The organism is Oceanicola sp. S124 (assembly GCF_000220565.1).
Classification (GTDB): Bacteria; Pseudomonadota; Alphaproteobacteria; order Rhodobacterales; family Rhodobacteraceae; genus Pseudooceanicola.
Genome location: NZ_AFPM01000312.1, coordinates 1 through 22,657 on the forward strand (window position 1 = coordinate 1; position 22,657 = coordinate 22,657).

Genomic DNA, 22,657 nt, shown 5'->3' on the forward strand with positions numbered 1-22,657 from the left:
TGCGATACGAGGTCCTGCGCCAAGCCCTTCCGTCATCGTCCTGCCCGGAAGGGGGCGGAATGATCCCGCTACGTCTCGGGCCGCAGCACGACATGGGGCCGGTCCATGCGCTTCTGACCCGCGCCTTTGCCTAGTATGGAGGGCCGGATTCGACCCGCCGTCCTCTCTCGGTCGGATGCCGCCCGAGGCGCTGGCGCGGGAAGCCGCGGGGAACGAACTGTGGATCCTGCCCCCGGCCGAGGCCCCGCTGGCCTGCATGGTGCTGACGGTGAAGCCGGATCACCTCTATCTGGGCAAGCTGGCGGTGGCTGAGACCGCGCGCGGGCAGGGTCTGGCCCGACGGATGATGGACCATGCCGAGGCGCGAGCCCGCGCGCTGTTCCTGCCCCGGCTGCGCTTGCAGACCCGGATCGAGCTGGTCGAGAACCACGCCACCTTCCGCCATCTCGGCTTCGTGGAAATCGCCCGCACGGCCCATCCCGGCTATGACCAACCGACCAGCCTGACCTTCGAGAAGATCCTCTGACGGCCGCCCCGTCGTGGCAAGGCGACGGGGCCTCAGAACCGGGTGCAGTCCAGCACCAGGTCGACGGCCTCTCCGCCCAGAAGCCGCGCGCTTTCGATGACCTCGCAACTCTCGGGTCCGGGCCTGCGCCGGTCGCCGGGCGCGCCGGTGCCGCAGTCCAGCAGACCCAGGATCATCGCCGCATCGCCGCGGATCTCGCGCACGCGGCAGCCCGAGACCAGTTCCATCGCCTGCGCCGCCCGGGGGCCGACCGGACCGAGGCGCGGGGCGTAGCGCGGGTTGCGCCGCGCCGCGTCGGCCAGCCGTCCCCGCAGGCGGACGTCGAAGACATCTCCGCGGACACTCACCCGGGTGACCGGCTGGTCACGGAAATGGGGGTCCGGCAAGCCGCACCCGACGAGCAGCAGGCATAGGGACGAGACGAGGCAGACAGGAACGAGGCGCATGGCGCAGGGTGGCGCGCCGATGGTTAAGGGCGCCTTAAACAGCGCCCCGCCCAATCCGCGCCGAGACCGGACCGGTGCCTCCCTGCGGCAGTGCCCCTTGCACCGGCGGCCTTGCGGTCATAATTTCTGACCAATCCCCGCCCCGGATCCGAGACCCATGCCCTTCCAGCCCATTCCCTCAGAGAAGCGCGCCGATGCGGTGACGCGCCAGATCGAACTGCTGATCCTGCGCGGCATCCTGCGCCCCGGAGAGCGCCTGCCCGCCGAACGCGACCTGGCGGAGCGGATGGAGGTTTCTCGCCCCTCGCTGCGGGAAGCCCTGGCCGACCTGCAGGCGCGCGGGCTGCTCGAGAGCCGGGCCGGCTCCGGCGTCTACGTGGCCGATGTCCTCGGTGCCGCTTTCTCTCCGGCGCTGGTGGCGCTGTTCCAGCGCCATGAGGAGGCGGTGCTGGACTACATCTCGTTCCGGCGCGACCTCGAGGGACAGGCCGCCGAGCGCGCCGCCCGTGACGGGCTGCCCGCCGACCTGGCGCTGGTGGATCGCTGCTTTGCCCGCATGGAGCAGGTGCACGGTCGCGGCGACGCCGCCGAGGAGGCACGGCTGGATGCCGCCTTCCACCTGTCGATCCTCGAGGCCAGCCACAACATCGTCCTGGTGCACATGATGCGCTCGATGCTGGACCTGCTGCGCTCCGGGGTGTTCTACAATCGCGAGATCATGTTCGACGGCCCGGATACCGCCACCCGCCTGCTGGACCAGCACCGGGCAATCAACGCCGCCCTGCAGGCCCGCGATGCCGCGGGGGCGCGGCAGGCTGTCGAAGCGCATCTGGACTTCGTCCGCGAAGCCTACAAGGCCCATCTCGACACCGCCCGGCGGGCCGAGATCGCCAGGATGCGGCTGGATCGGGACGGCGCACGCGGCTGACCCCTCGGCAAGGTCAAGGGCGAGGCCCCGCCCCCTCGCACAGACGCGATCCGCGGGCCGGATCGCCGGCATGGCGTGCGCCGCAGGCGCGCCTTCGGATCATGCCACCCGAAAAGCAAAAACCCCGGCGCGGGGGCCGGGGCTTTCATGTCTGTCGCGTGGAGAGGCCTCAGTTCAGGCGGGCCTTCACGTCGTCGATCGAGCTGGCGACCAGGGCCGCCGACTTGTCGTCGGTCATCTGCTTGGCGATCACCTCGCGGGCCACGGCCACGGCGGTGATCACGGCAGTGTCGCGCACGGCCTTGACCGCAGAGGCTTCGGCCGCGGCGATCTGCTCTTCCGCGGCGGCGAGACGACGGGCAATGGATTTCTCCAGCTCGGCGTCGGCCTGTTCGGCAGCAGCGGCAGCTTCGCTCTTGGCCGAGGCGACGATGCGGTCGGCCTGATCCTGCACTTCCTTCTGCTTGCGCTCGAAGGAGGCGAGGACGGCCTTGGCCTCCTCATGCAGGGCACGGGCTTCGTCGAGCTCGGACTTGATGCCTTCGGCACGCTTGTCCAGCAGGCCACCGATCAGGCCGGGGACCTTGAAGAACACCAGCACACCGATGAACACCAGGAAGGCGATCAGCACGACGAAGTCGGTGTTCCCGAGCGAGAAGAACGGGCCCGAAGCGGCGAAGGCCGGGGTGGCGGCCAGGGTCGCGACGGCGGCGGACGGGGCGAGGGTCTTCATCAGGCTCATCCTTTCAGCCGCGAGGAAACGGCACCGGCGATCTCGTCGTCCTTGGCGGCGAAGCCCAGGGCAGAGACGATTTCGGCAGCGGCGTCGCGGGCGACGGTTTCGGCAGCCTCCAGGGCGCCGGCGCGGATCTCGGCAATGGCCGCTTCGCTTTCGGCTGCCTTGGCGGCAATCTGTTCATCGGCCTTGGCGGTGGCGGCCTTCAGCTTCTCGCTCGCCTCGGCACGGGTGGCCTCGACGATGGCGGCAGCTTCGGCGCGGGCATCGGCAAGGGCCTTTTCATAGGCCGCTTCCGCGTCCCGGGCCTTCTGCTTCAGCTCATCCGCTGCGGCGATGTTGTTGGCGATCGTTCCGGCCCGGTCGGCAAGCACCGCGCCCACGCGGGGCAGGGCGACCTTCGACAGGATCAGGTAGATCACGACGAGCGTGACGATCAGCCAGAAAATCTGGTTACCCCAGGTCGAGAAATCGAGCTGCGGCATGCCTGCGGATTCCGCTGCGTGGGCAGCGCCTTCCACGGCGTCGTGCGTTTCGGTCGCCATCTCTGCGAACTCCCGGGAACTGGATCTGTAGTCAAGTTACCACGGGTGAGCCCAAAAGGACCCACCCGCGCGTAAGGATCTGTTCCGGCAGTCTTAGACGGCGAACATCAGCAGCAGAGCGACGAGGAACGAGAAGATCCCCAGGGCTTCTGCGAAGGCCATGCCGATGAACAGCGTGGCGGTCTGGCTGGCAGCGGCGGAGGGGTTGCGGAGCGCGCCGGACAGGAAGTTGCCTGCCACGTTGCCCACACCCATTGCTGCGCCGCCCATGCCGATGGCGGTCAGACCAACACCGATGTACTTGCCCAGTTCTGCGATATCGCCTTCCATCTCGTTTTCTCCTTACGTTGGAATTGGCTGGATAGGGTCGCAAGGTGGATTGGCATCCACCCTACGGGTATTCGAAACTCAGTGCGCCGGATGCAGCGCGTCTTTCAGGTAGACGCAGGTCAGGATCGTGAACACGTAGGCCTGGATGAAGGCCACCAGGACCTCAAGACCGTACATGCCGACGATGGCCAGGATCGACACCGGCGAAACCGCCGCGATCGCTGCGAACCCTGCGAAGACCTTGATCACCGCGTGGCCTGCCATGACGTTGCCGGCCAGACGGATGGAATGGCTGACGGGACGCACGAAGTAGGAAATGATCTCGATCACGGCGAGGACGGGACGCAGCGGGCCGGGGGCCGAGCTGACCCAGAACAGGCCGAGGAAGTGGGTGCCGTGCAGCACGAAGCCCAGGATGGTCACGCCCAGGAAGACCGCCAGCGCCAGCACCACGGTGACGGCGAAATGCGAGGTCGTGGTGAAGGACATCGGCAGCAGGCCAAGCACGTTGGCGAAGACGATGAACATGAAGAGCGTGAAGATGTAGGGGAAGTAGCGCAGACCGTCCTTGCCGGACACGTCTTCCACCATCTTGTAGACGAAGCCGTAGGCCATTTCGGCAATCGACTGACCGCGCGAGGGGACCTGCTTCTTGCCGGAGGTGGCAAGCACCATCAGCAGCAGGACCGCCACGATGGTCAGTGCCATCCAGAGGGTCACGTTGGTGATCGTGTACCAATGCACATCGGTGCCGCCGAACAGCGGCTTCACGATGAACTGGTCCATCGGGTGGAAGACCAGGCTGGAACCTTCTTCTGCACCGTGCGCTGCTTCAGTCGCCATCTTTTCCCTCGTCATCGTCACCGGCGCGCGGGCCGGTCGGTTTTTCCTGCAGCTCCTCAGCGGAGCGGAGCATCGTCTTCATTCCGGCCACGAAGCCGAGGAGGGTGAAGAGGATCATCATCACCGGCTGAATGCCGAAGAGCCAGTCCAGCCCGTATCCGATCCCGAAACCCAGCAGCAATCCCGCCACCAGTTCCGTCACCATCCTCCAGCCCACCTGGGCAGCGGAGTAATGTTCCTGTCCATGCGCGCGCCCCTGCCCCGAGCTGCCCGATTTGGCCGCCGCGATCCGGGCCTCGAGCTGGTCCAGTTTGCTGCGGTCGTCGGTGTCGGGCATGGCAGAGAGATCCCGCGTTGGTTAGCGCTTTGCTAAGGGCCGAGAGGCTGCGAGTCAACGCTTCGTGATCCGGGCCGAAACGAAGGATCAAGTAACTGTATCAAAACGAAAATACCTCAGAGCGAAAGGTGAAGATTCAAGGGAACCACACCTGACCCGGGCCTTCCGGGCGCCCCGGAGCATTCTCAACCTTTCGGTTAAGCTTGCCCTCCGCCGGGTTTTCACCGCTTTTCCGGGCGTTGCGCCCCAGGCGACATTCAACGTCCCGGTTGAGCTTTTGCGTTGACCGCCGGGGCGTCGCGCGCCTATCCGGGGCCATGGCGCCCTCACTCGACACCATCTTTGCAGCCCTCTCGGATCCGACCCGCCGGGCGATCCTGTCGATGCTGCTGGAAGACGACATGGCGGTCACCGATGTGGCCGAGCCCTTCGAGATGTCGCTGGCTGCCATCTCCAAGCACCTCGTCATCCTCGCCAATGCCGGGCTGATCACCCAGGAGAAGCGCGGCCGCGTGAAATGGTGCAAGCTGGAACCGGACGCATTGCGCGGGGCCTCGGTCTGGATGCAGGGCTTCGGGCAGTTCGAGGCGGTCAACCTCGACGCCTTCGAGCGCTTCCTCGCGGTAGAGCTATCGGATCCGCGACCGGATCGGGAAGAAGACCAGGACCGGGACGCCCCACCCAAGGAAGAAGAGTAGCGCCGCCCCCGGTCCTGCGGTCCCTCCCCCACTCAGTCCTTCAGCAGCAGCAGCAGTGCGACCACGGTCATCGCCACCCCTCCGAAGATCACCGCCGGGGGCAGGCCCCGGCCAAGCGCCGCCTGCCAGAGGATCACCCAGGAGGGCGTCAGGTAGGTATAGGCCATGACCTTGGCCGCCGGCAGCCGCATCGAGGCGAATTGCAGCAGCACCCCGGTGACGGCCGAGGCGATGATGGCGACATAGACCAGGGTGATCCAGACGATGGCCGGCAGGCTCAGCCAGCGGGTCGAGAGGATCTCGGGCAGGGCCCAGGCGCCGACGATCAGCGCGCCGGCCAGCAGGGTGCCGAAGGTGAAGACCACCGCCGGCTCTCCCCGGTTCAGCTTCGCCACCAGCGGGGTGTAGATCGCATGGGCGATGCAGCCGATGAAATAGATCTTCTCTCCGGGGCCGATCTCGAAGGCCAGCAGGGCCTGCGGATCGCCGTTGAAGATCACCCAGAGCGCCCCTGCCCCGCCGATGGCCAGCGCCAGGGCGATCCGCGCCGTGGTGACCTGGCGCAGCATCAGCCAGCCGAAGCCGGCCGACATCAGCGGCACGAGGGTGAAGACGGCGGCGCTGGAGACCGGCTGCGCGGTCTTCAGCCCCTCGAACATCAGCACGAAATAGGCGCCGAACAGCCCGCCCAGCACGACATAGCGCCAGGGCGCGCGGAACTGCGCCGCCTGCATGCCGGTGCGCAGAAGCGCGATGGTTCCGACGGCCACGGCGGCCAGCAGCAGCCGCAGTGCGGTCAGCGCGGCGGGATCGACATGCCGGCTGGCCATGGCGCCAAGGGGGAAGCTGCCCGCGACGAGACCCGAGAAGGCCAGCATCGCCAGATGTCCCTTCCGCCGCTCAGCCGCATCTTCCCGCAGGGAAAGAGGGTTCACTCGACTTCCTCGCGCAGGTGCTCGGTATGGTCCTTCAGGTAACGCAGGAAGGCCTGGACCTTGGTGGTGCGGTGCAGGTCCATGTGGGTCACCAGCCACAGCCGGCTTTCCCACTCGGGCACCGGCGGATGCACCTCGACCAGGTCCTGGCGGCGGGCGCATTCATAGGTGCCCAGGAAGCCCATGCCGACACCGGACAGGACCGCCTGGCGCACCGCCCGCGTGTCGCCGGAGCGGAAGACGACCTGATGGCCGGGAACGGTCTCGCGCATCCACTGGGCCCAGGGCGCGCGGCTGTTGACGTCATCCAGGCCGACGAAGCGGTGCCCGGCCATGCGCTCGGGGATCTTCGGCATGCCGTGGCGCTCGATGTAGTCCTTACTGCCGTAGATCGCGCTCTTCAGCGTCAGGAAGGGCTGCACCACGTTGTCGGGCTGCTGCGGCGGGCTGCCGGCGCGGATCGCCACATGGGCCTCGCCGTACTCGAGCCGGAACAGGCGCATGGAGGTCAGGTAGCGCAGTTGCACATCAGGGTATTCGGCCTGGAAACCCGCCAGGATCGGCACCAGCAAATGGCTCAGCCCGCCGATGGTGGTCACCACCAGCTCGCCCGAGACCTCGTTGCCACGCCCCTTGATCCGCGCCGAAAGCTGGCTGAACTGGTCGTCCGTTGCCTGGGCGACGCGCAGCAGGTCCTGGCCGGCCTCGGTGGCGGTGTAGCCCCGGGTGTGGCGCTGGAACAGCTTCACGCCCATGCGCTTTTCCAGCGCGTCGATGTGACGGATCACCGTGGCATGGTGCACGCCCAGAACCTCGGCCGCCCCCGAGACGGTGCCCAGCCGGGCAACCTGGTAGGCGGTGCGGATCTCGTCCCAGTTGTCCATCGGAAGTCTCACTCTTTGAATGTGCGCCAGAAAACCACGCCACACAGTCCAAGCGCTTTCCGTGCGCAGTTGCAAGGCCAAAGCACAATGCGCTGCGCATCAGGGCACCGAAGCCCGCCCAATTGATCTGGAACAACAACACTCCGGCGCAATTCTGTTACATTTCCCCGGTTCCCGCCAGATCGGCGGATCACGGGAGGATTGCACGATGACCACCAGATCCACGACTTTCACCCCCGACTTCGGCCCGGCCTTCCTGCCCGCACAGGCGGCGCTTTACGGCTGCATGGCCGGTACGTCGCTTTGGCTGGCAGCCTTCAGCGTCAACATGGCGGTGCTGCGCGGCATGGGCTTCCCGGTCGCCGCCCCGATGCAGACGCGCCACGCCACGCCGGTCTGAGCGCCCCCGGGCCGGATCCGATTGCGCCGCCTCCGAGGGCCTGCCCGCCTTGGACCCCGCCGGGTTGACTCACCCACCCGGCGGGCGTAAACGCGCTACCAACACCCGGAGTCCCCCATGATTCCGGTCCCATCGCCTTTGCGGGGATCGCCATCAGTCAGCGCGTTGCGCCCACTGGTGCGCTTGGCCTTTGTGCCGCCGACCGACACGACCGTCCCTTCGGATGGTTGAGCTTTTCACCTCCTCCACCCAAGTGGAGGGTAACGCACTCACGAAGGCCGCAGGAGGGCCGGGGCATGTTTGAAAATCTATCCGAACGCCTCTCCGGCGTCTTCGACCGTCTGACCAAGGCCGGCGCGCTTTCCGAGGACGACGTCCGCACCGCCCTGCGCGAGGTCCGCGTGGCGCTGCTCGAGGCCGACGTCTCGCTGCCCGTGGCGCGCGACTTCATCAAGGCAGTCGAGAAGAAGGCCACCGGCGCGGCGGTCACCAAGTCGGTGACCCCGGGCCAGCAGGTCGTGAAGATCGTCCATGACGAGCTGATCGCGGTGCTGGCCGGCGAAGGCGAGCCCGGCGCGCTGAAGATCGACAACCCGCCCGCACCGATCCTGATGGTCGGCCTGCAGGGCGGCGGCAAGACCACCACCACCGCCAAGCTGGCCAAGCGCCTGAAGGAACGCGAGGGCAAGAAGGTCCTGATGGCCTCGCTCGACGTGAACCGCCCGGCGGCGATGGAGCAGCTGGCGATCCTCGGCACCCAGATCGGCGTCGACACCCTGCCCATCGTCAAGGGCGAGGACCCGGTGGCGATTGCCCGCCGCGCCAAGACCCAGGCGGGCATGGGCGGCTATGACGTCTACATGCTGGACACCGCCGGCCGCCTCTCGATCGACGAAGAGCTGATGGCCCAGGTCGAGGCGGTCCGCGATGTCGCCAACCCGCGCGAGACGCTGCTGGTGGTCGACGGCCTGACCGGCCAGGACGCGGTGCACACGGCGCAGAACTTCGACGATCGGATCGGCATCACCGGCGTCGTGCTGACCCGGATGGACGGCGACGGCCGTGGCGGTGCCGCGCTCTCGATGCGCGCGGTGACCGGCAAACCGATCAAGTTCGTCGGCCTCGGCGAGAAGATGGAAGCGCTCGAGACCTTCGAGCCGGACCGGATCGCCGGCCGTATCCTCGGCATGGGCGATATCGTGGCCCTGGTCGAGAAGGCGCAGCAGGTGCTCGAGGCCGAACAGGCCGAGCGCATGATGAAGCGCTTCACCAAGGGTCAGTTCAACATGAACGACATGCGGACCCAGCTTGAGCAGATGCTGAAGATGGGCGGCATGGAGGGCATCATGGGCATGATGCCGGGCATGGGCAAGATGGCCAAGCAGGCCCAGGCCGCGGGCATGGACGACAAGGTTCTGACCCGCCAGATCGCGCTCATCCAGTCGATGACCAAGAAGGAACGCGCCAACCCCGCGCTGCTGCAGGCCAGCCGCAAGAAGCGCATCGCCGCCGGCGCCGGGATGGACGTCTCCGAGCTGAACAAGCTTCTGAAGATGCACCGCCAGATGGCGGATGTGATGAAGAAGATGGGCAAGATGGGCAAAGGCGGCCTGATGAAGCAGGCCATGAAGCAGATGATGGGCAAGGGCGGGATGCCCGAAGGCATGGACCCCTCGCAGATGGACCCCAAGCAGATCGAACAGGCGGCCAAGGCGCTTGGCGGGGCCAAGGGCCTCGGCGGTCTTGGTGGCGCGGGCGGCCTGCCCGGCCTTGGCGGGTCTGCGCTGCCGCCCGGCCTGTCGGGCTTCGGCAAGAAGAAGTGAGCCGCGCGCGCCGCATATCCTGTGACGCCCCCGTGGCGGCCAGCGTCCGTGCCCCGGCACCGGCGCCGGTGGCCCGTGCCTGCCTGCCTGACGCACGGAGGGCCGCATGATCGCCGCTGCCCCCGCTTGGCCCGTGATCGAGACCGAGCGCCTGCGCCTCGTCTCGCCCGCCTCGCCCGATTTCGATGCCGTGGCCGCCTACCTGATGCCCGGCGCCCGCCGTTTCGTCGACCAGCATCCCGACGAGGAAGCCGCCTGGTGGTCCATCGCCACCATCATCGGCCACTGGCACCTGCGCGGCTACGGCCATTTCGCCGTGACCGAGCGCGCGAGCGGGCTGGATGTCGGCCTTGTCGGCCCGTGGTTCCCGCACGGCTGGCCCGAGCCGGAGCTGTCCTGGCAGCTGCTGGACGGCGCCGAGGGCAAGGGCTACGCCACCGAGGCCGCGCGCGGCGTGCTGGACTGGCTTTTCCAGGACAAGGGCTGGGCCTCGTGCATCAGCCTCGTCGATCCCGAGAACGACCGCTCGGTCGCCATGGTCAAGCGCCTCGGCGCCCGGTCGGAAGGCATGTTCCACCACCGCATGGCCGGCGAGATGCGGATCTGGCGCCATGTGCCGCGCACCGTCGCGGGTCGCAAGCTGCTGGAGGGTCTGCAATGAGCGTGACCATCCCCACCCTGCAGACCCCCCGCTGACCCTGCGCGCCCCCGGCCGCAGGACGTCGACACGCTGGTCGCCTTCTACGCCTCCGAGCGCTCGGCCTTCGTCGGCGGTCCGAAGACCCGCGCCATGGCCTGGCGGCAGCTGGCGACCGAGATCGGTCACTGGACCCTGCGCGGCTATGGCCGCTGGATGGTCGAGCTGACCGACACCGGCGAGACCGTCGGCATGGTCGGCCTGTGGAACCCGCTGGAATGGCCCGAGGCCGAAATCGGCTGGGACCTCTTCGAAGGCCACGAAGGTCGTGGCTATGCCACCGAGGCCGCCCTGGCCGCCCGCGCCCATGCCTATGACGTGCTGGGCTGGACCACGGCGATTTCGCTGGTCGATGCCGGAAACGAGGGCTCTGCCGCCGTGGCCCGCCGCCTGGGCGCCGCGCCCGATGGCATGGCGACGCCGCCGGGCTACGCGACCCCGGTGCATGTCTATCGTCACCCCGGCCCCGAGGCGCTGGAAGAAGGTGGCGCGGAGGCCTACGCATGACCGCCCTCGGCCAGTGCACCCATGATCTGCCGATCCCCGTTCTGGAAACCGAACGGCTGATCCTGCGCGGCCCCCAGCCGCAGGATTTCGCGCCGCTCTGCGCCTTCAACAGCGATGCCGACCGGATGCGCTTTCTGGGCGGTCCGGTGACGGACCAGGACCTTGTCTGGCGCGGCTTCCTGACCAACATCGGCCATTGGATGTGGCGCGGCCACGGCATGTGGACGCTGCAGGAAAAGGCCTCGGGCGAGACCGTCGGCCGGGTCGGCGTGATCAACCACCTGAAGTGGGACGAACCCGAAATCGGCTGGCACGTCTTCGCCGCGCACGAGGGCAAGGGCTTTGCCTACGAGGCCGCCCTGACCGCCCGCCTCTATGCCGCCGAGACCTGGGGCTTCGACCGGCTGATCTCGTATATCGACCCGGAGAACCTGCGTTCGCGCAGGCTGGCCGAACGGCTCGGCGCCACGGTCGAGCGCGAGAAGCCCGAGTTCTACGGTGCGCCGATCCTGGTCTACCGCCACCCCTCGGTGACGGGAGGCGCGGCATGACCGATATCCCCGTTCTCGAAACCGACCGCCTGATCCTGCGTGGCCCGACGCCCGAGGATTACCCGGATTTCAAGGCCACCTTCAGCTCGTACCGCTCGCGCTTCATGGGCGGGCCGCTGAATGCCTACGAGACCTGGATGCTCTATGCCGCCGAGATCGGCCACTGGCAGATCCGCGGCTACGGAATGTGGATGATGCACGACAAGGCGACCGGCAAGCCCCTCGGCATGGCCGGCGGCTGGAAGCCCGCCACCTGGCCCGAGCCCGAGCTGGCCTGGATCATCTGGCCCGAGACCGCCGGCAAGGGCTACGCGCTGGAAGCCACCCACGCCGCGCGCCGCCACTTCTACGAGACGCTCGGCTGGGAGGGCGCAGTGTCCTACGTCGATCCGAAGAACCTCGCCTCGATCCGCCTCTGCGAGCGGCTTGGCGCGAGGCGCGACCCCGCGGCTGCCACGGTCGACGGCAACGAGCACTGCTACCGTCACCCGGCCCCCGCGGCCCTGCGCAACAGCCAGCTGGCCGACGGGATCGAGCTGGAAATCCGCTCCTACCAGGATCCCCTGTTCACGCCGAAAGGATATGCCCTTGACTGAAGATGTCACCGCCCGCGCCGCAGAAGTGCTGAAGGGCCACCGTGAATCCATCGACCGGCTGGACGCGATCCTCGTCTACACCCTTGGCGAGCGGTTCAAGCACACCCAGGCGGTCGGCAAGCTGAAGGCGGAGCACGACCTGCCGCCCTCGGACCCGGCGCGCGAGGAAACCCAGATTGCCCGGCTCGAAGAGTTGGCGCAGGCCGCGGATCTCGATCCCGAATTCGCGAAGAAATTCCTGAACTTCATCATTCAGGAGGTGATCCGGCATCACCGGCAGCACCAGGGCTGAACGCCCAGCCGGGGACGGCGGGATATCTCCCGCCCTACCTGTGAAGACCCGGCGGACGGCCCCTGAAAGGGGGTCCCGCCTCCTCCAGACCGACGGCCCCCGCCGTCATCCCGAAAAGGCGGCCCTGCCGTCGAACCAATGCCATTGAAGGAGAAATGCAAATGGCCATGAAGATCCGTCTCGCCCGTGGTGGTTCCAAGAAGCGCCCCCACTACGCCGTTGTTGCCGCCGACTCGCGCATGCCGCGCGATGGCCGCTTCATCGAGAAGCTGGGCACCTACAACCCGCTGCTCGCCAAGGACAGCGAAGACCGCGTCAAGCTGAACATGGAGCGCGTGCAGTACTGGCTGGACCAGGGCGCCCAGCCCACCGACCGCGTCTCGCGCTTCCTGGAGGCCGCCGGCGTCGTCGCCAAGAAAGAGCGCTCCAACCTGAAGAAGGGCGTTCCGGGCAAGGCCGCACAGGAGCGCGCCGCTGCCAAGGCTGAAAAAGAAGCTGAAGCCGCCGCAGACGCACCCGCCGAGGAGTAATCCCGGCCGCCCCTTCCGCGCCACGCGCGGACGGGGCACCCCGGCCCCTCTGGCCGCCGCCGCAGGACCGCCCTGCAGCACCTCCCCCCCCTGACATCGAAGCCCGTATCGCCCCCTCTCCGACCGGATCCACCGGCGCGGCCCGCCCGGCATGGTCTGCCCGCAGGGCCTGCCCCGACGCGGAAGCCCGCACCGGCCCGTTTCGGCGATCTTCGGCCTGACCGGGGCGCCGTCTGCATCTCCGCCATTTTTCTGTCTCGATTTACCGCTACGGCGGCACAGATGTTAACGGAACCTGGCGGCACGGCCGCGCACCCGGGACCCTGAATGCTGTTTCGACTGTTTCGACTGCCGCTGCTGCTCGGCCTCGCCTTCCTTGCGGGGATCGTCTATGAACGCGACCGCGTTGCGCAGGAATGTCTGGACAAGGCGGACCTTCTGTCGGACATCCTGTGTGAATGACGCCCCGCCGGAGCCCGCTTCGGCGCCGTTCCCGCAGCAGACCAGACCGACATCCGCCCCAGGACCACGATGAGCAATTCCCAGACTACCCCCGAGCTGATCTGCCTTGGCGCCCTCGCGGGCTCTTTCGGGGTCCGTGGCGAGGTGCGCCTGAAGAGCTTCTGCGCCGAACCCGCCGCCATTGCCGAGTACACGCCGCTCAGCAACGAGGACGGCAGCACCACCTATTCACTGACCCTGACCCGGCCGATCAAGAACGGCTTCGCCGCGCGTATCGGCGGGGTCGAGACCAAGGAAGAGGCGGATGCGCTGAAGGGCCTGCGCCTCTATGCGCCCCGCGACCGGCTGCCTGCGCTGCCCGACGACGAATTCTACCACGCCGACCTGATCGGGCTGGAGGTCGTCGATACCGGCGGTACGCTTCTTGGCCGGGTGCGCGCGGTGATGGATCACGGCGCCGGCGACCTGCTGGAGATCGCGGCCCCCGGCCAGAGCAGCACGGTGCTGCTGCCCTTCACCCGCGAGGCGGTGCCGACGGTCGACCTCGACGCCGGCCGCATTGTCGCCGATCCGCCCGAAGGCCTGTTCTGACATGGCCGGGGCAAGACCGCCCCGCGCCCGCCAGAGCAGCCTCGCGCCCTCGCCCCGGCAGTCTTCATTCCAGCCAGCCGAGACACTGCCCCCCGTGATCCTGCACGCCGGTTTCCACAAGACCGGCACCTCTTCGGTGCAGCAGATGCTGAATGCGGCGCGCGACAGCCTCGCCCCCGCCCTGCGCATCCTGCTGAAGGCCGACATGCCGGCGCTGAGCCGCGCCAGCCGCGATCACGCAGACGCCCCCTCGCCCGACAGTCTCGCGCAGGTGGCACGGCACGCCCGCGCCCTCTTCCGGCGGCTCGATCCCGCGGACCCGCGCCCGGTCGTCCTGTCCTGCGAGGATCTGTCGGGCCTGATCCCCGGTCGCAACCACCGCAGGGGCTACCCGGAAGCCGCAGCCCTGATGACCGCCATGGCGCATGGCCTGGTCGAGGCCTGGGCCGCGCTGCCGCCGCTGACGCTCTATTTCTCGACGCGGGCGGCGACGCCCTGGATCCGTTCGTGCCATGACCACCACCTGCGCGTCACCCGCTTCACCGAGGACTTCGCCCCCTATGCGCAAGCGCAGGCCCCGCATGCGGATCTTGCCGCCATCGCCGCGCAGATCGCCGACGCCCTGCCCGAAGCCCGGCTGGTGACCCATGCGCTCGAGGACTGCGCCGCCCTGCCCCATGGCCCGCTGAGCCCCCTGCTGGATCTCGCCGGCGTGCCGCAGGCCCTGCGCGACACCATCCCCCTGCTGCCCCCGGCCAATACCGGCCTGCCCGCGCTTTCGGCGGACCTCCTGGCGCTGAACCGCAGCGCCCTGGACCGAGAGGCGCTGAAAGCCGCCAAGAAGGCATTGATCCGCAAGGCACGGCGGGGCTAATAGCCGGGTTCAACGGAAGGACACCCGATGGCGCTGAAATCCCATGGCCGCAAGAGCATCACGGCCAGCCTCAAGCCCCGCTCGCTGATGGACGACACCGAACGCCTCGCCGGTGTCTGGATGGCGCAGGTGATCACCCTGTTGCCGCAGGCCTTCCCCGGCCTTCTGGGCGAAAGCCTGACCGGCAAGGCGCTGCACGAGGGGCTGTGGCAGCTCGATACCGTGGCCCTGCGCGAGCACGGGCTGACCAGGCACAAGAACGTCGACGACACCCCCGCCGGGGGCGGCGCCGGCATGGTGCTGCGCGCCGACGTGATGGGCGCCGCCATCGAAGAGGCCCATGCCCGCGCGCCCTTCCCCCGGCCGATCTACTACCTGTCCCCACGCGGCCCGCGTTTCGACCAGCAGATGGCGCGCTCCTGGGCGCGCGGCCCCGGCGTCACGCTGATCTGCGGCCGCTTCGAGGGCCTCGACGAGCGGGTGCTGGAACACTACGGCATCCGCGAGGTCAGCCTTGGCGACTTCGTCATGACCGGCGGCGAACCGGCGGCCATGGCCATGCTGGATGCCACCGTGCGCCTGCTGCCCGGCGTGCTGGGCAATGCCGCCTCGACCGAGGAAGAGAGCTTCTCGGACGGGATGCTGGAGCATCCGCAGTACACCCGCCCCGCCGAGTGGCAGGGCCGCGAGATCCCGCCCACCCTGATGTCGGGCAACCACGGCGAAATCGCCCGCTGGCGGCAGGAAATGTCGGAACGCCTGACCCGCACCCGCCGCCCCGATCTCTGGGCCGCGCGTCGCGAAGCGCTGCTGGATGACGATGTGCGCGCCGTCCATGATGCCGCCACTCTGACCGCCTTCCTTGCGACCGAGGCGCCGGAGCTGGCTGAAATCCTGCGCGCCCGCCCCGATCTGACCCTGCCCGCCGACCCCTGGCGCGCAGTGGCCCTGCTGATGCGCCTGGCGCGGGAATAAGCCTGTTTGGCAAGCTCCTCACGGCCTGATAGCGTCGCCGCGAACGCCTCAAGGGAGCCCCAGATGATCAATGTCCTCTTCGCCGCCACCGAGCAACGCTGGAGCGAATATGAAGCGCCCCTGCGCGAGTCCTTCGCCGCCCGCGACCTCTCGGTGGACCTGCGCACCGACTTCGCGCCGGAAGAGGTCGACTACATCGTCTATGCCCCCAACTCTCCGCTGCAGGATTTCACGCCCTACACCCGCTGCAAGGCGGTGTTGAACCTCTGGGCCGGGGTCGAGGCCATCGTCGGCAACCAGACCCTGACCCAGCCGCTGACCCGCATGGTTGATCACGGGCTGTCGCGCGGCATGGTCGAATGGGTCTCGGGGCACGTGCTGCGCCACCATCTCGACATCGACCACTACCTCGCCCACCAGGACGGTGACTGGGCCGCCGCCCACAAGGTCCCGCCGCTGGCCGAAGAGCGGGGGGTGACCATCCTCGGCCTCGGAGAGCTGGGCCGCGCCTGTGCCGAGGCGCTGGCGCAGTTCGGCTTCCCCGTCACCGGCTGGAGCCGCTCGCAGAAGGAGATCCCCGGCATCACCTGCCTCTCGGGCGAGACCGGGCTGGACGAGGCCCTGTCGGGCGCCCAGATCCTCGTGCTGCTGCTGCCGCTGACAGATGAGACGACCGACCTGCTGGATGCCGCCCGGCTGGCGCAGCTGCCGCAGGGCGCCGTGGTGCTGAACCCCGGGCGCGGCCCGATGATCGTCGACGAGGCGCTGATCGCGGCGCTGGACAGCGGCCACCTGCGCCACGCCACGCTGGATGTCTTCCGCACCGAGCCGCTGCCCGCGCCGCATCCCTTCTGGGCGCATCCGAAGATCACCGTCTGCCCGCATATCGCCTCGGAAACCCGGCCCCGCACCGCGGCGCAGGTCATCGCCGAGAATGTCGCGCGGGGCGAAGCGGGCCGGCCGCTGAAGTTCCTCGTCGACCGCAGCCGGGGCTACTGAGGCGACGGGGGCCCGCCCCAAGGTCGGAAACAAGGCAAGGGGGCGCAGGTTCGCACCCCGCCCCCATCATCACCAGGCCCCAAATACTCCCGCCTGAGGCGGCCGCTCAGAGCCGGCGCCGGCCCAGGTCCTCGTAGAACCGCAGCAGGTAGCCATCGGGATCGGCGACGACGATCTGCCGGTTGCCGCCCTCTTCGTCGCCGATGCGATACCATTTCTCTTCGGGCCCGAGGAACAGCGCCACCCCGGCCGCCTCCAGCGCCGCCAGCATCGGCGCCAGCGCATTCACCCCGATCTGCAGGTTCATGCCGCGCCCGAAGGGCCGCCCCTCGGGCAGGTGCCCGCCGTCGAAGTCCCGCCCCTCGCCGATCTGGTCCAGCATGATCTCGGCGCCCTCGCGCTCGAGATAGCAGAACCCCTCTTCCTCGCGCGCGTAGCGGCAGCGAAAGCCCAGCAGGTCGCAGTAGAAATCCCGCGAGACCCGCCAGTCCGTGACCGCAAGCTCGGGCACCAGTCGATTGACCATCTCATTCCCTTCCCAAAAAACGCGAGGGGGCGGGATCTGGCGCCCCGCCCCCTCGTTCAGACTGTCCGGTGCCTTCGACCCTCAGAGGGCGGCGTAGATCCCGGCGATTTTCTCGATCGCGGCCTCGGGCGACATCTCTTCGCTCTCGCCGGTGCGGCGCGAGGTGACCTCGACCACGCCGTTCTTCAGACCGCGCGGCCCGACGGTGATGCGCCAGGGCAGGCCGATCAGGTCCATGGTGGCGAACTTGCCACCGGCGCGCTCGTTGGTGTCGTCCAGCAGCGGCTCCAGCCCCTTGGCGGTGAAGGCGGCATAGAGCGCATCACAGGCGGCATCGGCCTCGGCATCGCCGGACTTCAGGTTGACGATACCGACGTGGAACGGGGTCACGCCCTCGGGCCAGATGATGCCCTTGTCGTCATGGTTCGCCTCGATGATCGCGCCGACAAGGCGGCTGACGCCGATGCCGTGGCTGCCCATGTGGACCGGCACCTGCTTGCCATCGGGGCCCTGCACCGTGGCGCCCATGGGCTCGGAATACTTGGTGCCGAAGTAGAAGATCTGGCCGACCTCGATACCGCGCGCCACGCGGCGGCGCTCTTCGGGGACCTCGGCGAAGACAGCTTCGTCGTGGGTCTCGTCGGTGCGGGCGTAGCGCGAGGTGAACTCCTCCATCACCGCCTGGCACTCTTCAACCGAGGTATAGTCGATCTCGCGGTCGCCGAAGGTCAGCTCGGTGATCTGGCTGTCATAGAAGACCTCGGATTCGCCCGTTTCGGCCAGCACCAGGAACTCGTGGGTGTCATCGCCGCCGATCGGCCCCGAATCGGCGCGCATCGGGATCGCCTGCAGGCCCATGCGCTCGTAGGTGCGCAGGTAGCTGACCAGGTGACGGTTGTAGGCGTGAAGCGCGTCTTCCTTGGTCAGGTCGAAGTTGTAGCCGTCCTTCATGAAGAACTCGCGGCCACGCATCACGCCGAAGCGGGGGCGGATCTCGTCGCGGAACTTCCACTGGATGTGGTAGAGGGTCAGCGGCAGGTCCTTGTAGGAATTGACGTGGCTGCGGAAGATGTCGGTGATCATCTCCTCGTTGGTCGGACCATAGAGCATGTCACGGTCCTGGCGGTCGCGGATGCGCAGCATCTCGGGGCCGTAGGCGTCATACCGCCCGCTTTCGCGCCAGAGGTCGGCCGATTGCAGGGTCGGCATCAGCATCGGCACGTGACCGGCGCGGATCTGCTCTTCGTGGACGATGTTTTCCAGCTTGCGCAGCACCTTGAAGCCGAGCGGCAGCCAGGAATAGATGCCCGCGCTGGCCTGTTTGATCATGCCGGCGCGCAGCATCAGGCGGTGGCTGGCGATCTGCGCTTCCGAAGGGGTCTCCTTCAGAACGGGCAGGAAATAGCGGGACAGACGCATTTTGGGCCTCTCATCTTGGGTTGGGGCTTGGTTTATTGAATGGCAACCGGCCCGGCAATGCCCTCTGCCCGATCACCGCTTGAAAAATGCGGCCCACAGGGTGACATAGGGATCAGGTTTCTCAGGAGGTTTCGAGTGGCATTGCCGGTACGCCAGCAGATGAAATACTGGGGCATCGCCACGGCGGTGTTCCTGCTGATGCTCTGGTGGCTGGGGGACGTGATCATGCCCTTCCTGCTGGGCATGGCGATTGCCTATTTCCTCGACCCCGTCGCCGACCGGCTCGAGGCGCTCGGCACCTCGCGGGCGGCGGCCACGGCGATCATCACCCTGGGTGCCGTGGTGCTGTTTGTCGTCGGGGCGCTGCTGATTCTGCCGACCGCGGTCAACCAGGCGCTCGACCTGTTCAACACAGCGCCCAAGCTCTTCCAGAACCTGCAGAATTTCCTGACCGAGCGCTTCCCCGAACTGGCGGACGAGGGCTCGGTGCTGCGCCAGTCCCTGTCGGCGGTCGGCCAGACCATCCAGTCGAAGGGCGGAGAGGTGCTGAACACCGCGCTGGCTTCCGTCGGCTCGCTGATCTCGATCGTGACGCTCTTCGTGATCGTGCCGGTGGTGGCCTTCTACCTGCTCTATGACTGGGACAACATGGTGGCCGAGATCGACAGCCTGCTGCCGCGAGAGCACGCCCCGACGATCCGCGGCATCGCCCGCGACATCGACAAGTCGATGGCGGGCTTCATCCGTGGCATGGGCTCGGTCTGCCTGATCCTGGGCACCTACTACGCCGCCGCGCTGATGCTGGCCGGGCTGAACTTCGGCCTGGTGATCGGTGCCGTGGCGGGCCTGCTGACCTTCATTCCCTATGTCGGTGCCCTGGTCGGCGGTGCCCTGGCCATCGGCCTGGCGCTGTTCCAGTTCTGGGGCGACTGGCTGCATATCGGCATCGTCACCGGCATCTTCGTCATCGGCCAGGTGGCCGAGGGCAACTTCCTGACCCCGCGCCTGGTCGGCAGCTCGGTCGGGCTGCACCCGGTCTGGCTGATCTTCGCCCTGTCGGTCTTCGGCTCCCTGTTCGGCTTCGTCGGCATGCTGGCCGCCGTGCCGCTGGCCGCCGCCATCGGCGTGCTGGCCCGCTTCGTGGTCCAGCAGTACCGGCAGAGCAAGCTCTACAAGGGCTACGATCCCGAGGACGCGCCCGCCGCCGGCAACGGGCAGGACTGAGCCATGAGCGCGCCGCAAAAGCCTCTCGACCTGCGCATCCCGCCGGGTCGCATGACGCGCGAGGATTACATCACCGGCCCCGGCAACGAGCTGGCGCTGGCGATGCTGCTCAGCTGGCCCGACAGCTGGGCCTCGCGCAAGCTGGCGCTGATCGGTCCGCGCGGGGCCGGCAAGACCCACCTGGCGCATATCTGGGCCGAGACCGCCGGCGCGCGCCTGCTGAGCGCGACCGAGCTGGCCGGGCAGGACATTCCCGCGCTGGCCAGCGGCCCTGTCGCCATCGAGGACGTGCCCGCCATCGCCGGCGACCGGGCCGCCGAAGAGGCGCTGTTCCACCTGCACAACCTGGTGCTGGCCGAGGGCCATTCGCTGCTGGTCACCGCCGAGAGCGCCCCGGCGCTCTGGCCGCTGGTGATCCCGGACCTGGCCAGCCGGATGCAGGCCTGCCCCGCCGTCACCATCGAGGCCCCGGACGACACCCTGCTGGGCGCCCTTCTGACCAAGTTCTTCGCCGAGCGGCAGGTCATGCCCAACCCTGACGTGATCCCCTTCCTGCTGCGGCGGATCGAGCGCTCGTTCACGGCCGCACGGCAGGTGGCCGCCGCGCTGGACGCGCAATCGCTGGCCGAAAAGCGCCCCGTCACCCGCGCCATGGCCTCGCGCCTTCTGGAACAACTGGAAGCCGGCAAGGCGACGCACTAGGATCGGGAGGTTATTCCCCGTCCCTCTTGCAAAACCGTTACGATTACCCGGCATTCAGACCCCATGATCGACGCTGATTTCCTCTCCCGACCCGCTGGCGCCGCCGTGGCGATGCCCGATATCGACCCTGCCGGGCCCTCCCGCTTCCATAACCGCGAGCTGAGCTGGCTGGGCTTCAACTGGCGCGTGCTGGAAGAGGCCGAGAACCCCGCCGTGCCGCTGCTGGAGCGCCTGCGCTTCCTGTCGATCAGCGCCAACAACCTGGACGAGTTCTATACCGTCCGCGTCGCGGGCCTGCGCGAACTGGCCAAGGCCGGCAACACCAACCCCGCCGCCGACGGGATGACCCCGGCCGAACAGCTTCAGCGCATCAACGAGGACGCCCGCCGCCTGATGCAGCACCAGCAGACCGTCCTGGCCGAGCTGCGCGGGCTGATGCTGGAGAAGGACATCGCGATCCTCACCCACGAGGATCTGACCGAGGACGACCGCGCCTTCCTCGGCGACATCTTCCTGCGCCGGATCTTCCCGGTGCTTTCGCCGCTGGCCATCGACCCGGCGCATCCCTTCCCCTTCATCCCCAACCTCGGTTTCTCCCTGGCGCTGCAACTGGAACGCAAGCGCGACCGCCGCCCGCTGCAGGCGCTGCTGCCGATCCCGCACCAGATCGACCGCTTCGTCGCGCTGCCCCCGCATGAGGGCCGGCTGCGCTACCTGCCGCTGGAAGAGGTGCTGCTGGTCCACCTGGAACGGCTGTTCCCGGGCTACCGCGCCACCGGCCACTGCACCTTCCGCGTGCTGCGCGACAGCGACCTCGAGATCGAGGAAGAGGCCGAAGACCTCGTGCGCGAATTCGAGACCGCCCTGAAGCGCCGCCGGCGCGGCGAGGTGGTGCGGCTGAAGATCTCCTCCTTCGCGCCGGAGGGTCTGAAGAAGGTCATCAAGCGCGAGCTGAAGGTGATCGATGACGAGGTGATCGAGGTCGACGGGCTGATCGGCATCGCCTCGCTGAGCGAGCTGGTCACCGAGGACCGGCCCGACCTGCTCTGGCCCCGCTTCACGCCGCGCGTGCCGGAACGGGTGCAGGACCACGACGGCGACATGTTCGCGGCGATCCGCCAGAAGGACATGCTGCTGCATCACCCCTACGAGACCTTCGACATGGTGATCCGCTTCCTGCAACAGGCGGCGCGCGACCCGGACGTGGTGGCGATCAAGCAGACGCTCTACCGGACCTCGAAGAACTCTCCGATCACCGAGGCGCTCTGCGAAGCCGCCGAAGAGGGCAAGTCGGTCACCGCGCTGGTCGAGCTGAAGGCCCGTTTCGACGAGGCCGCCAACATCCACCAGTCGCGACGGCTGGAACGGTCCGGCGCCCATGTGGTCTATGGCTTCGTCGACTGGAAGACCCACGCCAAGATCTCGACCGTGGTGCGCCGCGAGGGGGACGAGCTGGTCACATATTCGCATTACGGCACCGGCAACTATCACCCGATCACCGCGCGCATCTACACCGACCTCAGCTTCTTCACCTGCGATGCCGGGCTGGGGCGCGATGCGGCGCGGGTGTTCAACTACCTCTCGGGCTACGCCCAGCCCGAGACGCTGGAGAACATCTCGATCTCGCCCCATGCGATGAAGGACGACCTGATCGCGATGATCGGCCAGGAGGCCGAGCACGCCCGCGCCGGACGCCCGGCGCAGATCTGGGCCAAGATGAACTCGATCATCGAGCCCGACGTGATTGACGCGCTCTATGCCGCCGGGCAGGCCGGGGTGCGCATCGACCTCGTGATCCGGGGTATCTGCGGGCTGCGTCCCGGGATCGAGGGCCTCAGCCCCAACATCCGGGTGAAAAGCATCGTCGGCCGCTTCCTCGAACATTCGCGCATCGTCTGCTTCGGCAACGGCGGCGGGCTGCCCTCGCGCAAGGCGCGGGTGTTCTTCTCTTCCGCCGACTGGATGGGGCGCAACCTCAACCGTCGGGTCGAGACGCTGGTGGAATGCAAGACGCCCACGGTGAAGGACCAGATCGTGCGCCAGATCATGGCCGCCAACCTGCGCGACACCGAACAGAGCTGGGTGATGCAGCCCGATGGCCGCTTCCTGCGGGCCGAGGCACCACAGGACGGAACCGCCTTCAACTGCCACAGGTTCTTCATGGAGAACCCCTCGCTTTCGGGCCGGGGATCGGCGGGCGCATCGGACGTGCCGGAACTCACCCACGAGTCGCCTGTCGGTTGACCTGACCCGCAGGGCTTGTCACAAGAGATCAAACACT

The 22,657-nt window shown here is 67.9% G+C and carries 28 protein-coding genes and 1 pseudogene; 19 read left to right on the forward strand and 10 right to left on the reverse strand.

What is annotated here, in order from left to right; translation table 11 throughout:
* Window positions 1-175: 175 nt before the first annotated feature.
* Window positions 176-526: a GNAT family N-acetyltransferase gene (locus OS124_RS25540; RefSeq protein ID WP_010142013.1), complete on the forward strand. Its 351-nt coding sequence runs from the start codon at window positions 176-178 to the stop codon at window positions 524-526.
* A 32-nt stretch (window positions 527-558) separates the two neighbouring features.
* On the opposite strand, the gene OS124_RS27750 is transcribed toward OS124_RS25540, so the two are convergent.
* A complete protein-coding gene (locus tag OS124_RS27750) occupies window positions 559-873 on the reverse strand; it encodes a hypothetical protein (RefSeq protein ID WP_193372583.1) in 315 nt (104 codons plus the stop codon).
* Window positions 874-1,129: 256 nt separating this feature from the next.
* Between OS124_RS27750 and OS124_RS0121255 the strand changes: the two genes are divergently transcribed.
* The gene (locus OS124_RS0121255) at window positions 1,130-1,900 is read left to right on the forward strand and encodes a FadR/GntR family transcriptional regulator (RefSeq protein ID WP_010142016.1); all 771 of its coding nucleotides are present in this window, start codon (window positions 1,130-1,132) and stop codon (window positions 1,898-1,900) included.
* Between the two features lie 169 nt (window positions 1,901-2,069).
* Here OS124_RS0121255 and OS124_RS0121260 read toward each other — a convergent pair whose 3' ends face one another.
* From OS124_RS0121260 to OS124_RS0121280, 5 genes are all read right to left on the reverse strand, one after another.
* Window positions 2,070-2,633: a F0F1 ATP synthase subunit B gene (locus tag OS124_RS0121260; RefSeq protein WP_010142017.1), complete on the reverse strand. Its 564-nt coding sequence runs from the start codon at window positions 2,631-2,633 to the stop codon at window positions 2,070-2,072.
* Between the two features lie 5 nt (window positions 2,634-2,638).
* The gene (locus tag OS124_RS0121265) at window positions 2,639-3,181 is read right to left on the reverse strand and encodes a F0F1 ATP synthase subunit B' (RefSeq protein ID WP_010142018.1); all 543 of its coding nucleotides are present in this window, start codon (window positions 3,179-3,181) and stop codon (window positions 2,639-2,641) included.
* 93 nt (window positions 3,182-3,274) lie between these two features.
* Window positions 3,275-3,511: a F0F1 ATP synthase subunit C gene (locus tag OS124_RS0121270; protein ID WP_010142019.1), complete on the reverse strand. Its 237-nt coding sequence runs from the start codon at window positions 3,509-3,511 to the stop codon at window positions 3,275-3,277.
* A 78-nt stretch (window positions 3,512-3,589) separates the two neighbouring features.
* A complete protein-coding gene (locus tag OS124_RS0121275) occupies window positions 3,590-4,354 on the reverse strand; it encodes a F0F1 ATP synthase subunit A (RefSeq protein ID WP_010142020.1) in 765 nt (254 codons plus the stop codon).
* Window positions 4,344-4,691 (reverse strand): AtpZ/AtpI family protein, encoded by a 348-nt coding sequence (locus tag OS124_RS0121280; protein WP_010142021.1) that lies wholly within the window; start codon window positions 4,689-4,691, stop codon window positions 4,344-4,346. The genes OS124_RS0121275 and OS124_RS0121280 overlap by 11 nt, the downstream gene beginning before the upstream one ends.
* Window positions 4,692-5,008: 317 nt before the next feature.
* Here OS124_RS0121280 and OS124_RS25550 point away from each other — a divergent pair, with 317 nt between their 5' ends.
* The gene (locus OS124_RS25550) at window positions 5,009-5,389 is read left to right on the forward strand and encodes an ArsR/SmtB family transcription factor (protein WP_010142022.1); all 381 of its coding nucleotides are present in this window, start codon (window positions 5,009-5,011) and stop codon (window positions 5,387-5,389) included.
* Between the two features lie 32 nt (window positions 5,390-5,421).
* Here the strand turns inward: OS124_RS25550 and OS124_RS0121290 are convergent, their stop codons facing one another.
* On the reverse strand, window positions 5,422-6,267 hold the full coding sequence (locus tag OS124_RS0121290; RefSeq protein ID WP_040607757.1) for a DMT family transporter: 846 nt from the start codon (window positions 6,265-6,267) through the stop codon (window positions 5,422-5,424).
* Between the two features lie 53 nt (window positions 6,268-6,320).
* A complete protein-coding gene (locus OS124_RS0121295; protein ID WP_010142024.1) occupies window positions 6,321-7,208 on the reverse strand; it encodes a LysR family transcriptional regulator in 888 nt (295 codons plus the stop codon).
* A gap of 208 nt (window positions 7,209-7,416) precedes the next feature.
* Between OS124_RS0121295 and OS124_RS0121300 the strand changes: the two genes are divergently transcribed.
* The 13 genes and pseudogenes from OS124_RS0121300 (at window position 7,417) to OS124_RS0121360 (ending at window position 16,505) form a co-directional block, all read left to right on the forward strand.
* On the forward strand, window positions 7,417-7,608 hold the full coding sequence (locus OS124_RS0121300; protein WP_010142025.1) for a hypothetical protein: 192 nt from the start codon (window positions 7,417-7,419) through the stop codon (window positions 7,606-7,608).
* 296 nt (window positions 7,609-7,904) lie between these two features.
* Window positions 7,905-9,431, forward strand: coding sequence for a signal recognition particle protein (ffh, locus tag OS124_RS0121305; protein ID WP_010142026.1), 1,527 nt, complete (start codon window positions 7,905-7,907; stop codon window positions 9,429-9,431).
* Window positions 9,432-9,537: 106 nt separating this feature from the next.
* Window positions 9,538-10,092, forward strand: a complete 555-nt coding sequence (locus tag OS124_RS0121310) for a GNAT family N-acetyltransferase (protein WP_010142027.1) — start codon at window positions 9,538-9,540, stop codon at window positions 10,090-10,092.
* 69 nt (window positions 10,093-10,161) lie between these two features.
* Window positions 10,162-10,635: a GNAT family N-acetyltransferase gene (locus OS124_RS25555; RefSeq protein WP_083834699.1), complete on the forward strand. Its 474-nt coding sequence runs from the start codon at window positions 10,162-10,164 to the stop codon at window positions 10,633-10,635.
* The gene (locus tag OS124_RS0121320) at window positions 10,632-11,186 is read left to right on the forward strand and encodes a GNAT family N-acetyltransferase (RefSeq protein WP_010142029.1); all 555 of its coding nucleotides are present in this window, start codon (window positions 10,632-10,634) and stop codon (window positions 11,184-11,186) included. The genes OS124_RS25555 and OS124_RS0121320 overlap by 4 nt, the downstream gene beginning before the upstream one ends.
* Window positions 11,183-11,782: a GNAT family N-acetyltransferase gene (locus OS124_RS0121325; protein ID WP_010142030.1), complete on the forward strand. Its 600-nt coding sequence runs from the start codon at window positions 11,183-11,185 to the stop codon at window positions 11,780-11,782. The genes OS124_RS0121320 and OS124_RS0121325 overlap by 4 nt, the downstream gene beginning before the upstream one ends.
* Window positions 11,769-12,074 carry a chorismate mutase gene (locus OS124_RS0121330; protein WP_085994680.1) on the forward strand — a complete coding sequence of 102 codons (306 nt, stop codon included), beginning with the start codon at window positions 11,769-11,771 and terminating at the stop codon, window positions 12,072-12,074. The genes OS124_RS0121325 and OS124_RS0121330 overlap by 14 nt, the downstream gene beginning before the upstream one ends.
* Before the next feature lie 161 nt (window positions 12,075-12,235).
* On the forward strand, window positions 12,236-12,604 hold the full coding sequence (gene rpsP / locus OS124_RS0121335) for a 30S ribosomal protein S16 (protein WP_010142032.1): 369 nt from the start codon (window positions 12,236-12,238) through the stop codon (window positions 12,602-12,604).
* A 327-nt stretch (window positions 12,605-12,931) separates the two neighbouring features.
* Window positions 12,932-13,066, forward strand: coding sequence for a hypothetical protein (locus OS124_RS28220; protein WP_272941958.1), 135 nt, complete (start codon window positions 12,932-12,934; stop codon window positions 13,064-13,066).
* Between the two features lie 69 nt (window positions 13,067-13,135).
* The gene (rimM, locus tag OS124_RS0121345) at window positions 13,136-13,657 is read left to right on the forward strand and encodes a ribosome maturation factor RimM (RefSeq protein ID WP_010142033.1); all 522 of its coding nucleotides are present in this window, start codon (window positions 13,136-13,138) and stop codon (window positions 13,655-13,657) included.
* Between the two features lie 94 nt (window positions 13,658-13,751).
* A complete protein-coding gene (locus tag OS124_RS0121350) occupies window positions 13,752-14,531 on the forward strand; it encodes a hypothetical protein (RefSeq protein WP_010142034.1) in 780 nt (259 codons plus the stop codon).
* A gap of 27 nt (window positions 14,532-14,558) precedes the next feature.
* Window positions 14,559-15,326 (forward strand): annotated as a pseudogene (gene trmD, locus OS124_RS0121355) (tRNA (guanosine(37)-N1)-methyltransferase TrmD); the annotation flags it as partial.
* Window positions 15,327-15,569: 243 nt separating this feature from the next.
* Window positions 15,570-16,505: a 2-hydroxyacid dehydrogenase gene (locus tag OS124_RS0121360; protein WP_010142036.1), complete on the forward strand. Its 936-nt coding sequence runs from the start codon at window positions 15,570-15,572 to the stop codon at window positions 16,503-16,505.
* A 106-nt stretch (window positions 16,506-16,611) separates the two neighbouring features.
* Here the strand turns inward: OS124_RS0121360 and OS124_RS0121365 are convergent, their stop codons facing one another.
* Entirely contained in the window at window positions 16,612-17,031 is a 420-nt protein-coding gene (locus tag OS124_RS0121365) for a bleomycin resistance protein (RefSeq protein WP_010142038.1), read from the reverse strand.
* Window positions 17,032-17,112: 81 nt separating this feature from the next.
* Window positions 17,113-18,450: a proline--tRNA ligase gene (gene proS / locus OS124_RS0121370; RefSeq protein ID WP_010142039.1), complete on the reverse strand. Its 1,338-nt coding sequence runs from the start codon at window positions 18,448-18,450 to the stop codon at window positions 17,113-17,115.
* A 135-nt stretch (window positions 18,451-18,585) separates the two neighbouring features.
* On the opposite strand from proS, the gene OS124_RS0121375 reads away from it, so the two are divergent.
* The 3 genes from OS124_RS0121375 to OS124_RS0121385 all read left to right on the forward strand — a co-directional run bounded on the left by OS124_RS0121375 (window position 18,586) and on the right by OS124_RS0121385 (window position 22,620).
* Window positions 18,586-19,674, forward strand: coding sequence for an AI-2E family transporter (locus OS124_RS0121375; RefSeq protein ID WP_029375638.1), 1,089 nt, complete (start codon window positions 18,586-18,588; stop codon window positions 19,672-19,674).
* Window positions 19,675-19,677: 3 nt separating this feature from the next.
* A complete protein-coding gene (locus OS124_RS0121380) occupies window positions 19,678-20,376 on the forward strand; it encodes a DnaA/Hda family protein (RefSeq protein ID WP_010142041.1) in 699 nt (232 codons plus the stop codon).
* Between the two features lie 63 nt (window positions 20,377-20,439).
* The gene (locus OS124_RS0121385) at window positions 20,440-22,620 is read left to right on the forward strand and encodes an RNA degradosome polyphosphate kinase (protein WP_010142042.1); all 2,181 of its coding nucleotides are present in this window, start codon (window positions 20,440-20,442) and stop codon (window positions 22,618-22,620) included.
* Window positions 22,621-22,657 lie beyond the last annotated feature (37 nt).